The organism is Treponema sp. UBA753, from assembly GCF_002297325.1.
In the GTDB taxonomy this organism is placed as follows: Bacteria; Spirochaetota; Spirochaetia; order Treponematales; family Treponemataceae; genus Treponema_D.
Map to the genome: position 1 here is coordinate 45,036 of NZ_DBKJ01000049.1, position 12,426 is coordinate 57,461.

The 12,426-nt window shown below is 37.5% G+C and carries 10 protein-coding genes; 7 read left to right on the top strand and 3 right to left on the bottom strand.

Features of this window, described 5'->3' with window-relative positions:
• Nucleotides 1–49: 49 nt before the first annotated feature.
• Nucleotides 50–1,732 carry a 2-isopropylmalate synthase gene (locus B4C08_RS04170; protein ID WP_296663231.1) on the bottom strand — a complete coding sequence of 561 codons (1,683 nt, stop codon included), beginning with the start codon at nt 1,730–1,732 and terminating at the stop codon, nt 50–52.
• A gap of 234 nt (nt 1,733–1,966) precedes the next feature.
• Nucleotides 1,967–4,195, bottom strand: a complete 2,229-nt coding sequence (locus tag B4C08_RS04175; protein WP_296663234.1) for a DUF4954 family protein — start codon at nt 4,193–4,195, stop codon at nt 1,967–1,969.
• Between the two features lie 83 nt (nt 4,196–4,278).
• On the opposite strand from B4C08_RS04175, the gene B4C08_RS04180 reads away from it, so the two are divergent.
• The gene (locus B4C08_RS04180; protein WP_296663237.1) at nt 4,279–7,044 is read left to right on the top strand and encodes an insulinase family protein; all 2,766 of its coding nucleotides are present in this window, start codon (nt 4,279–4,281) and stop codon (nt 7,042–7,044) included.
• Here B4C08_RS04180 and B4C08_RS04185 read toward each other — a convergent pair.
• Nucleotides 7,020–7,643 (bottom strand): 5-formyltetrahydrofolate cyclo-ligase, encoded by a 624-nt coding sequence (locus tag B4C08_RS04185; RefSeq protein WP_296663240.1) that lies wholly within the window; start codon nt 7,641–7,643, stop codon nt 7,020–7,022. The genes B4C08_RS04180 and B4C08_RS04185 overlap by 25 nt on opposite strands.
• Before the next feature lie 77 nt (nt 7,644–7,720).
• On the opposite strand from B4C08_RS04185, the gene B4C08_RS04190 reads away from it, so the two are divergent.
• From B4C08_RS04190 to B4C08_RS04215, 6 genes are all read left to right on the top strand, one after another.
• Entirely contained in the window at nt 7,721–9,004 is a 1,284-nt protein-coding gene (locus B4C08_RS04190; RefSeq protein ID WP_296663243.1) for a deoxyguanosinetriphosphate triphosphohydrolase family protein, read from the top strand.
• Nucleotides 9,005–9,018: 14 nt separating this feature from the next.
• Entirely contained in the window at nt 9,019–9,459 is a 441-nt protein-coding gene (locus tag B4C08_RS04195; RefSeq protein ID WP_296663246.1) for a YkgJ family cysteine cluster protein, read from the top strand.
• Nucleotides 9,460–9,640: 181 nt separating this feature from the next.
• Nucleotides 9,641–10,141, top strand: coding sequence for a carbohydrate binding domain-containing protein (locus B4C08_RS04200; protein WP_296663248.1), 501 nt, complete (start codon nt 9,641–9,643; stop codon nt 10,139–10,141).
• A 290-nt stretch (nt 10,142–10,431) separates the two neighbouring features.
• A complete protein-coding gene (locus B4C08_RS04205) occupies nt 10,432–10,722 on the top strand; it encodes a hypothetical protein (protein ID WP_296663251.1) in 291 nt (96 codons plus the stop codon).
• An 83-nt stretch (nt 10,723–10,805) separates the two neighbouring features.
• Entirely contained in the window at nt 10,806–10,982 is a 177-nt protein-coding gene (locus B4C08_RS04210) for a hypothetical protein (protein ID WP_296663253.1), read from the top strand.
• A gap of 101 nt (nt 10,983–11,083) precedes the next feature.
• Entirely contained in the window at nt 11,084–12,319 is a 1,236-nt protein-coding gene (locus B4C08_RS04215; RefSeq protein ID WP_296663256.1) for a glycoside hydrolase family 53 protein, read from the top strand.
• The last annotated feature ends 107 nt before the right edge of the window (nt 12,320–12,426 follow it).

Below are 12,426 nucleotides of genomic sequence, written 5' to 3' on the forward strand. Positions count from 1 at the left end.
GATTTTTCTATGCAATTCAATGAAGAAAAGTTTTTGAGTTCTCTAAAATCTATTTTATCTGATTCAAGGCGCTTACAACAGCATCAACACCGGCGCGTCCAACGTTAGTTGATTTTCCAGCTCCCCAGTACTGGTTGCCATCTTCGCACGTAATCTGGACATAGGCGACTGCAGAAGTATCATTTCCTGTTCCAATGCTATGCTCATGGAATGCCGTTATGCTGAATTTAGGAGCCGGAATTTCAGAAAGCGCGCCCGCAAATGCATCAAGAGGTCCGTTTCCAGTTTTTCCGATTGAATAGCGTTTTCCTTTCCATTCAACAACAGCGCGGCAAGAAGTAGATTCTGAATTTTCTTTGCCTTCAAGATGAGTTTCAGCCAAATCAACAATCGAAAGATTTCCTTTCGCTTCAAGCCAATGTTTAACAAAAAGATTGTAGATTTCAGATTTGTCAAGTTCACGCTGGGATTCATCGGCAGCTTTCTTTATCAGCTCGCCAAGAGCAGGGTGCATTGCCTTTGGAAGACAAATTCCGTACTCCTGCTCAAGAATGTAAGCCGCACCTCCTTTTCCAGACTGGCTGTTGATTCTGATAATTCCCTCATACTGCCTTCCAATATCGTGCGGATCAATGAGAATGTAAGGAACATCCCAAATTGCGTTTTTAGGCATTTTTGTACGTGCTGCCATACCTTTTCTGATTGCGTCCTGATGGCTTCCGCTGAACGCAGTAAACACAAGCTCGCCAACATAAGGACTGCGCGGATTTATTTCCATTTCTGTAAACTTTGTATAAAGCTCGCCGACACTCTGAATGTCATGAAAGTCAAGCTGAGGATCTATTCCTTGGCTGTACATATTCAATGCAACATTCACGATGTCAAGGTTTCCAGTCCGCTCTCCGTTTCCAAAAAGGCAGCCTTCAACTCTGTCTGCTCCGGCAAGCAAAGCAAGCTCACATGAAGCAACACCAGTTCCCCGGTCGTTGTGGCAATGCGTGCTTATAATTATATTTTCTCGGTCTGAAATATGCTCTGAAAAATATTCAATCGCATCCGCATAAACGTTTGGTGTGTAACATTCAACAGTTGTCGGAAGATTCATAATTATCTTGTTATCCGCAGAACAGCCCCACTCATTTTTTACAGCCTCGCAAACTTCAACTGCATAGTCAATTTCAGTATGCGAAAAACTTTCTGGAGAATATTCAAGACGGATTCTTTTTCTGTCCTCATCGGAAAGGCAGGACTTTATGCACTTTACGCCGTCAACCGCAATCTGCTTGATTTCTTCCTTGGATTTATTGAAAGTATATTTTCTCTGCGCCGGTGAAGTTGAATTATAAATATGAAAAATCGCCTGTTTGCAACCTTTAAGAGATTCCATAGTTTTCTTTACAAGAGCCTCTCGCGCCTGGCACAAAACCTGAATCGTAACATCATCAGGGATGTGGTTTTCTTCAATAAGACGGCGAATAAATTCATATTCAGTGTCGCTTGAAGCAGGAAATCCAACTTCAATTTCCTTGAATCCAAGCTTTACAAGCAAGTCAAAAAATGCAAGCTTTGTATCAATTCCCATTGGATTTACAAGAGCCTGATTTCCATCTCTTAAATCAACAGAACACCAGACAGGAGCCTTGGTTATTTTGCTTGAAGGCCATTTTCTGTTCGGAAGGTCAATGTCGCCAACGCGCGCATACTTTCCGTTTGGATTCATACTTGCATTCATAAATACCCCTTGTTTTATAAAAAAACGTTTTAATATAAAAAAAGACCTGCCGCCAAACGACAGGTCTGTAATTTACAATATAAGCAACTTACTAGCAACCGTCAGCTCGGCAAACAAAAGAGAAATCTAGTGCTAGTAGAAGAAGTGCTTTTTTCATATAAATAGACTTTACAGCAAAGCGCATAACGATGTCAAGAGAATGAAAAAATTTACAAATATTGACTAAAACAAAACTCAATGCATAAGCACAAAAAGCTTATTCAGCGAGTTTATAAAATCCTCAGTTGATGCCTTAAGTTTCTTAAGAAACTCATCATCACACAAAGTTCCAAGCACAGCATTTTTTTCCTCTTCATTTCTAAATGTTATAGAACGGAAATAATCTGTAAAATCTTTTTCACGTATAGAAATTGAAGACTCAAGCATATTCATTGCAACAAAAGCAACATCCTGCAAAATATCTTCAAAGTCATCCGAATTAAATTCTGTGATTTTCTTGGAATAAAGAAATTCTATTATGTAAACTGAATAGCGTGCCTTATAGTCTGTATAGTTTTTTTGGCACTCATCGTAGTAAGCGTGAACTTGCTGCCAATTGTTTATGCAGCGTGATTTTATTTTTGCAAAAAGCTCTTCAACCTTTTCTTCCGGAATCAACTGGCCGCCAACGTTGAACCATTTCGTGTAAAGCGGAATTTCTTCAATCGTTTCAAAATCAACCATGCAAAGACTTTCGCGGTTGTTTTTTAAAACGTATTCCATCAAGCATTCAGCCGCAAAATATTTTAAAACACGGCGGTATTCCTTGTAGCCTTGCGCAGGCTTGTAAATAATCGCTCCAAATTTTTTCTGGCAGCGGTCATCAGTAAGAAGAAATTTGGAGTCTGGATTCTGGTGAAGATAATCTTTGGCAATCTGAAGAAGAGATGCCGAATCTTTTGCAGACTTTGCCAACTCCCGGAATTTTTCAAGAAGCTCAGGATTGGAATTTTCCTTTGTCATCTTCCGGCAGTCATCAGACGGAAGCTTTAAATATCTTGAAGTAAGCTCAACAAGCCTGTTAACAGAAAAAATAATTTCCTGCACAGTATCCGGGGCAAGCGGATTCGTTTCAATATGCTGAACTTTTATAAATCTTTTGTCACGCGCCTGAAACTTATATTTATTGCGGACAATTGCAAACATATTATACAAAAACCAGTAAGCAGGAATAATGTGAACAGTACAGTCTTCGTAGCTTGGAGCAACCAAAGAAAATGGATAAGTTATATTCAGTTCATTTACATAGCTTCCTTTTGAAGCAAGAACAAATGAAGCGAATTTTGAATCAAACTTAAAATCCGAGCAAAGTCCAGGCCAGAATCCGCGGCCAGCAATCATTTCGCAGTCAGGGCTTCTTGAATTGTGGTTAGAGCCAATTGTCGCAGCCGAAGCTATATTGCTCTGCCCCATTACAGTTGAAGCAATCAAGAACGAAGAATTGTGATGCTGCTCATGGAAAGGAAAAATCAAGTTATTTAAAAGCTCGCAGCATGAAACAGTGGAATTGTCTCCAAGCACAGAATTTAAAAGACGCGCGCCATATTTCAGGTGGCAGTTTCTTCCAATGACAAAACGGACTGCTATAGCCTGATAAAAAACATGGCTTCCAAAGCCCATTATTCCATTGACCATCTCCACGCCTTCTCCAATCTGGCTAGGCTCGTCCTCCGAAGAAAGAATGGTAATATTTTTAAGTTTAAGAGCGCCTTTTATGTAAGCGCATGAACAGACTTTTACATCTTTTAAAAGCGTTGAATTTTTAATGACAACATCATCTTCTACAATTCCATAAGTTCCAAGCTCTTTTGATTTTTCAAATTCAGTGAGCTCAACAAAACGCTGCATAAGTTCTTTGTCTTCACGGAATCTTGACCATAAAAAAGCGTCAGCCGGAATCATATCAGAAAAAGGAAGAACTGCACGTCGGTTATTTTCGTTGCCAACACCAATCCATATCCTATTTAACTCAGGTTCACCTTCCTTTAAAAGCCCTTCTCCAAACTTTGAATGCTCCGTGCAGGACATTTCCATTATATTGAAGAGAATTACACGTGATCCGATTTTGTAATTTTCAAGATACCTTACATTTTGAACAGCGCAGTTATCACCAATGCAAACATTCTTTAAATTTGAACTGTAAATTCCTGTCCGCAACTTTAAATCATGGAACGAAATTTCAGAATCGAAAAGTTCTCCAATAATAACAGTTCCAGAAAAATCGCTTTGCCGAATTTGAGATGGATTAAATTTTCCATATTCAGAACTTACAAAAAAATTTTTCCATTCAGGATCGGATGAAGAGTTTCCATTTTTTTCCAGAATTGCAATTTCTTCAGATGTAGGATTTCGCTTTCCTTTTATAAAATCAGGATTTATTTTTTTTAAATTATCTATTTTAGAAGCCGGAGTTATTTTTAGCATAAATTCTATTATATACGACAAGTTAAGAAAAGCCAAGAAATATTTCAATTGGAAAAAGCAAGCATGAATGTTATAATAAAACCATGATAAAAAAGTATTTTTTATGCGCCGCATTTTTTTTCTGCATTGAGTTTGTTTTTTCCCAAGCCGAATCAGCAAAGGGAAACAAGCCGGTACTCAGTATTTCAACACTTCAAAACGGACTCACAGTTTTTATAATCCCTGACGAAACAAGCGCGCTTTTAAATGTTGAGCTTGTTGTAAAAGCAGGCTTTTCAAGTCAAACTTCATCCACTGCAGGATTTTTTCCATTGTACACAAGGCTTTTTTCAAAATCCGGAAAAGCAAAAGAAATATTAAAAGCGTTTTCAATGCAGTCAGAATGCAACGCGGATTCTTCTATATTTAAAGCAAAAGTTCCGCCTGAAAATTTAAAGCTTTATTTAGAGCAAATTGCACAATGCGCCTATTTACCAAATTTCAGCGACAAAGACATTGAATATGAGCTAGCGCAAATGAAAAAAGAAAGCCTTGCATATTCAAAAAGCACAACAGGATTTATAAACAGCGCAATTGACTCGCGTATTTTTTACGAAGAGCCATGGAAACACGACTCTGGAATTTACCCGGCAATTTTTTCAGGCTACAATGCAAAACAAGCAAGAGCAATTTTATATAATTTTATCTTGAAAGAATTTTACACACCATACAACAGCGCGCTTTTTATCACAGGAAATACAACAGAAAAAAAAGTGCTAGAAATTTCTCAAGAAGCATTTAAAGACTGGAATTCAAAAAGCACAGATTCAGCCTTTAAAAAACTCAAAACTGAAGATTCGCAGCAAAGCAAAAGTAAAAAATTTGTTCTTGCAGCAAATGAGTTTTCACCAGAACTTACGCAGATTGTTGTTCAATACACTTCACTTTCTCAAAGCCAGGCAGATATTTTATCATGCGCTTTCAACAATGAAAAATCAAAATACAAAACAACAGTTCCACAAATTCCAGAACTAAACATAAGAAGCGCAGATTTTATAACAGCAGCCTCTGCAATAAAAAATGGAAACACAAGATTTATTTTGCAAGCATTAATCGAAGAGCCTCCGAAAGAAAAAAACATTGCAGACCAAGCGCAGAGTTTTTTAGCTGGAACAGCAGAATGCGCAAGTCTTACCGAAGATGAAATAGAACTTGCTCAAGATGAAATAATAAAAAAATACCAAGAGCTTGCAGGAAATTCCAGCAATTTAATTTCCAAACTTGCAGAATTCTGGGCAATGAATAAATTTGAATCACCTGAAACTTTTTATCAGAACTTTAAAAAATCCGTTTTTCAAGTAAAAAATGAAACATCGGAGAATATTTTTAAAACAATTTCAAAAGAAGAGCCTTATATTTTTTTGCTCGTAAACAACACTGTTTATAAAAAAAACAAAAAATCATTTGACGAAAACGGATACGAACTTGTAACACAAGAAAACGCTTCCTGGTATACAAATGAGCTTCTTGCAAAAAAAGCAAAGCAAGAAATGCAAACAGCACTTGAAAAATCCAAAGCAGACAAAAACCCAACGATAGAAATAAGGCCAGCAGATTTCTTTTATTTTAACAATATAGAAACCATAAAACACCAAGAATTAAAAAACGGAATTCCTGTTTCAGTTAAAGAAAATCCAAACTCAAAAACTGTCGCGGTTTGCATTTCAATTTCAGGTGGAAAATCGGCATCTCCAGAATCAGAAAAAAATTTAAGAGCTGTTTTAATTTCTGCACTTGCAAAAAACTCTAAAATAGAAAAAATAGCAAGTCAAACAAACGAAGAGACTTCTTACATTTCATTTGAAGTATTTAAAGAAGAACTAGAAAATGCACTCAAAAAAATTTCAAACGCACTGATTTATGAAACAGTTTCTCCAGTTCAAGCTGATTTGCTTTTTAGAGAAGAAGAATATGAACAGCGTATGAAAAATGCAGATTTGGGCTTTCAAATGAAATCAAATGCACTCTCATATCTTTACCGCTCAACTCCATTCAGCAAACTTTTTAAAATAGATGAAAAAGAACGCAGCTCATCGTCGTACCAAGCATTGCTTTTAGAATACACAAAGCTTTTGGACGCTTCATTGTATTCGATAGTAATTTGCGGCGATATTGAATTTGATAACGCCATAAAATATTGCCAAGGCACATTTGAAATTCTAAAAGAACAGTCCGAGCGAAAAACACAAGAAATTCCAAAGCCTTCATTCAAAAACAAAGAAAGAAAGGTTCAACTCAAGCACATTTACACAACAAATCTTCCTGCGAAACTTGCGCCCAAAGAATCTCCAAGACTTGTTCCAACAAAAAACTTTTTTGACCCAGCTCAGATTTATTTTAACTCGCCAGACAACACAGATGAAGATGTAGAAATTTTCAACTCGCTGCTTTCAACGCTGTGCACAGAAATTCAGTCTGTTCTTGGAAACGAAATTTTATGCAAGACAGAAGAAGCTTCAATAAAAATTCCAGTCGGAATAATTCAAGCAGACAAACTAAAAAGGACAGGAATATTTTTTGACGCTTACAAAATTGCAAGAAAAAAGCTCATCAAAGAACTTTCTGAAGAAGAACTCAAGAAATGGGCTTGCGAAAAAATAAAAATTCAGTGGAAGCAAAAAAATCTTTCCGCAACACAAACCAACAGCGGAACAGCAAAAGCCATGGCCATGTTTCAGAAAAAAGAACAGTACTTGACAAATTATCTTTACATTGAAAATTCTACGCCGCAAGACTTTTTAGATGCAATGGAAAAATATTTTCCAGAAGAGCCATTGATGAAAGTTTATTCCGCGGACTCAAAGAAATAGCATTTTCTATCTGAAAAAACTGAATCCATAAAAGTATCATTTTCATCAACAGGGATATTTTCCTTAATCTGAAAATCGAAGCAAAATCCAGCTAGAAAAAGCTCACAATTATTCTGGGCGCACTTCTTTTTTAAACTAGAAAGGTAAATATCGTAAAACCCCATTCCATGCCCAAGCCTCTGTCCATTTTTTCCAAAAGCCACGCCCGGAACAACAACGCATATTTTCTTTTGCGCAAAGTTTTCAACATTGAACAAGTTTTGTTTTTTTTCAATCGGCTCGCTAATTCCAAATGCTCCAGTTTCAAGCTGTTTAAGAATTTTTATTGAATTGTCAAGAATGTAGAAATTCATCTTTTGAGTTTTAGGAACAACTTTTGGAACTGCAACGATTTTATTTTTCATCATAAGCGCGCAGTTCATTTCTTGTGGAGAAATTTCATTTTTTAAATCTATATAAGAAAGTATAATATCAAAATTATTTTTCAAGACAAATTTAAAAAGCAAGTCGCATGCTTTTTTTGACGCGGCAAACTTTTCATCTGCGCTTACTGTAGCCAATTCAGTTTTCAAAAACTTTCTAAGTTCATTTTTTGTCATGCCAAAATATTAAACTATTTAAACATAAAAAGTCCAGTTTTCTTGTAAAAATCCAAAATAAAATATAAACTTTTTTTATGAAAGATTCTTTTGCTTCTGTAAAAACCGATGAAAAAAATCAAAAGTGGCAGCAATGCATAAAACGAGAAAACACACTTTACAACCGCGGAAACGACATAAGATCAGAATTTGAGCGCGACTACACAAGGCTTCTTCACTGCGAAGCATATCGCCGCTTAAAGCACAAGACACAAGTTTTTTACGCTCCACAAAATGACCATATCTGCACAAGAATTGAACACGTAAATCACGTTGCCAGTGTAAGCGCAACAATTGCAAAATACTTGGGACTGAACCAAGAACTGACGGAAGCAATTGCAATTGGACACGACATAGGGCACGCTCCGTTTGGCCACACGGGAGAAGATATTTTAAATTCTCTCATAAAAAATCAGAAGGAAGGAAAAAACGCTCCAAAGAAATTTTGGCATGAACGCAATAGCCTTTTTTTTGCAGACTTTATAGAAACACTTCAAGATCCCGACGGAATTTCAAAAAACCTTGACTTGACTTATGCAGTGCGCGACGGACTTATTTGCCACTGCGGAGAAATTGACCAACAAGGACTCAAGCCGCGAGAAGAAGCAATTGACTTGTATTCAATAAAGCGGCCGGGAATTGTGCAGCCATTCACTTGGGAAGGATGCATTGTAAAAACAAGCGACAAAATAGCATTTCTTGGCAGAGACATAGAAGACGCACGGTCATACCATATTTTGGACATGGCAGCATACAGGCAGCTACGCGAAATTGTAGGCGCAACGCTCGGTCTTGGTCCAAACAAAAAATATTCCCTGCATACAACAAATGGAGCATTCAGATCAGGCAGAGCCGTAAACACAACAGTTTTAATAAACGACATGATTGTAGACTTGTGCGCGCAAAGTTCCCCAGAAAACGGAATTTGCTTCAGCGAGCCGTATTTTAAATTTATACATGAACTTAAAAGATTCAGCCTTGCAAACATTTACAGCAACTGGCGGCTTTTGGAATTTCAGCGTTATGCGGAAAACGTGCTTTCGTGCATTTACAGAACGCTTATAAAAATTCAAGTTTACGCCCAGAACAGACGAGTTGAAAATGTCCTGCGCTATTCCCCGGAACTTCAAAAAACTTTTTCGGACTGGCTTGTAAAATACACAAACTACAATCCGCAAAAAAAAGAAATCATGCGGTACAAGACAAAAGAAGTGTTCGATGTAAACGACAACGAAAGCTGGGAAAAGTGCATTGTCGAATACATAAGCGGAATGACCGACCAGTACGCAATAAAAGTTTTTGAAGAAATAATTTCATTTTAGAGCATAAAAATAAAATGGCATACACAGAAAATTTAAAATTCAAATGCGCGCAATGCAAAAACTGCTGCTGTCTTGAAGGCGGAGTTGTTTTTTTAAGCAGAAAAGATCTTGAAAAACTTTGCAAATGGGCTGAACTCACAGAAGAACAATTCACAAAAGTCTACTGCCGCAAGTTAGAAAATGCAGACGGAAAAACATACTTGTGCCTAAAAGACAAAAACAAAACTGAATGTATTTTCTGGAACAAGGAAAAAGGCTGCGAAGCATACAACGCGCGTCCGGTTCAATGCAGAACCTACCCTTTTTGGACAAAAATCCTAGAGACCAAATCCTCTTGGAAAGCTGAAAAAGTTTTCTGTCCTGGAATAAATAAAGGCAATGAGATTCCGCAAGAAGAAGCATACATCCAGTTAAAATTATATGAAGAAAACAAAAAACATCTGATTACAACTTAACCTACCAGCCAACACTAAAAAAATTGCAAAAAAAATTGAAAATTTTTCTTGACAGCACAAAAAAGTGGATTTACACTTTTTATATCAACACGTGTAAACAAACCGTGCACAATTACTCAATCAAACTGTTCCTAGTGCACTCACTTCACAACTTCAACTTCATTTTTTTATAGGAGGAAAAATGAAAAAAACACTTACTGCCATTCTGACGCTCTTTTTCGCAGCAGAACTTTCCTTTGCTCAGAATTTTTTAAACGACAGTTCCTTTGAAAGCGGAAATTTAAGCACCTGGAACTTAACAGGAGACAGCGCAGACTGCTATGCTGAAAAAAACAAAGGAAATGCGCATTCAGGCGAATGGAGCTACCACTACTGGAAAAAAACAGCATTCACGGCTTCACTCGAGAAAAAAGTTACAGGACTTTCCAACGGAACTTACAAGCTTTCTGTGTGGTCGATGGGCGGCGGCGGCGAAAACACAATAAAACTTTTTGCCCGAGGATTTGACAATTCCCAAAAAGAAATTTCAGCGCAGATAAAAAACACTGGCTGGAAAAAGTGGAAGCAATATTCAATTGAAATTCCAGTCCAAAACGGAGAAGTCGAAATTGGAATTTTTGTTGACGCGAATAAAGAAAACTGGGGAAATTTTGACGACATAGAGCTTGTAAAGCTCAACTAATTTTTTTTAACAAGGAAACAGACTATGAAATCTATAAAGAAAAACATTTTAACTGCGGTATTTTTTTCAGCCCTTACAATTCTTCTGGGGGGGGGCACTCATTTCCTGCAGCAACGGAAGCTCAAGCAGCGATGATGATGACGAAAGCTCATATGGAACAAAAATATACAGCGAAAGCGTAATATTCAATGCGGAAACACCAGCGCAAATAGTTTCAGCTGAAAAACTTGCAGACCTAAGCATAAAATCACTTACAATAAAAGTAATAAACGTAAACTATTCAGGAAGCGATGACTGGTGGTTCACGGCCTGCTCTGACGTTTCCTGGAGCAATGAAGCAAAACTTGAATGGCAGTCAGGCGAAGGAACAAACTCACTTTACCTTGCGACAATCACAGACGCAGCAGCAATCGCCGCATACAAAGCAAATGGAATCTACATCGCAGGAACAAACAGCGCAACAGCCAGCGTTTCAGTATTCTATATTGAAGGAGAAGCAGAGGAATCTGGTGATTCTGGAAGTGAAAACAGTATTACATTTGACGGAGAACCAAAAGAACTTGTTACAAAAAGTAATTTAGAAAATAAAACAATTTCATCCATTACTATAAAGTTATCAGAATTAACATATTCTGGTTCTGAATCAAGTTGGTGGATTAGTATTATGACTGATACATCTTGGAGTAATGAAGTAAAAATTTCAGACAAAGGCACATGGGATAACAATAATGTAACTTACACAACAACAGACTCAACAGAAATTAACTTATATAAAAAGAATGGTATATTTATTGCAGCTCTTGAAGGTCTAACAGGCACAGTAACAGTTTTCTACGAGTAAAGCAGATTTTTCATTCCCATGTCATTCCCCGGCTTGACCGGGGAATCCATTGAAGCAACTTCAGTTTGAATCTATAATCACAAACACTTTAGAGGTAAAAAATGAAGTTCAAAAGTATTTTTTCAGTTTTTATAGCACTGGTTTTATTTTTATCACTAGCCTGTTCAGCTCCTTCCGAAAGCGCAGATGAAACTCTCTGTCTTAGCTCAGACTTCATGCGCGGATTCGATGCGTCCATGGTTTCACAACTAGAAGAATACGGAAGCAGTTTCTACAATGAAAACGGAACAAAAGAAGACATATTTAAAATTCTAAAAGCGCACGGAGTAAACTGGATTCGCCTTAGAATCTGGAATGCGCCTCAAAACACAACTCCGGGACAAAATAACTACGAGCGCACACTCGCAATGGCAAAGCGCATAAAGCAACACGGCTTGAACTTCCTGCTTGACTTTCATTATTCAGACAATTGGGCAGATCCTGCAAAACAAAGTCTTCCCGCTGAATGGGACAACGTTTCAAGCATAGAAGAACTTTGCAGCAAAGTCAGCGAGTATACAAAGAAAATTCTTACAGACTTAAAAAGCGAAGACTGCGCGCCAGATTTGGTTCAGATTGGAAACGAAATAAATTCTGGAATGTTTCTTACAAAATCAGACGGAACAACAACTTCCAGCATTGACTGCTACTCTTGGACAGAGCACACACAAGGAAACAAAAATCTCCTAAAAGTTTTGCAGTCCGCATCCAGCGCAGTTTCAGAAATTGATTCAAGCATAAAAAAAATGATTCATCTTGCAAGCAGCAAAGGAGACAACTTTGACTGGTGGTTCAAAAACCTGCAAAACCTAAAAGGCATAGACTACGACTACATAGGCTTAAGCTACTACCCTTTTGAAGAGCACGGAACATTAAAGCAGCTGCGCGAAAACATAGCATACTTAAAAAAGACTTACAAAAAGCAAGTTCTAGTTGCAGAAACTTCATGGGCATGGTCAATGGAAGCCTATGGAGACAGCACAAACAACATAGTATGGTACGAACCTGCCGGAATACAAGCTGCAAAGAATCTTGTGGACTCCAAAAGCACACAGCTCAAGAATTTAAAGACACAGACTTACAGCGGAAAAAAATGTGTTCAAGCTTCTGCGCAAAACCAAGCAACAGTTGTAAAAGCAATAATGGAAGCCACTTCCAATGCAGGAGGCTGCGGAGTCTTCTACTGGGGCGGCGACTGGATTCCAAATTCAAAAATCCAAGACACTTGGGAAAACCAGACTCTCTTCGATCTTAAAGGAAAAGCCCTAGAAAGCCTGAATGTGTTTTTAATAGAATGACATTGCCATTGCCGGAGGAACATCCGGATTTTTTTTACTGAATTTACAGAAAGGACTTCACACTCTCTTTTTTTTATTGTTAGGCTCAATTTCGAGTTTTAAATTTT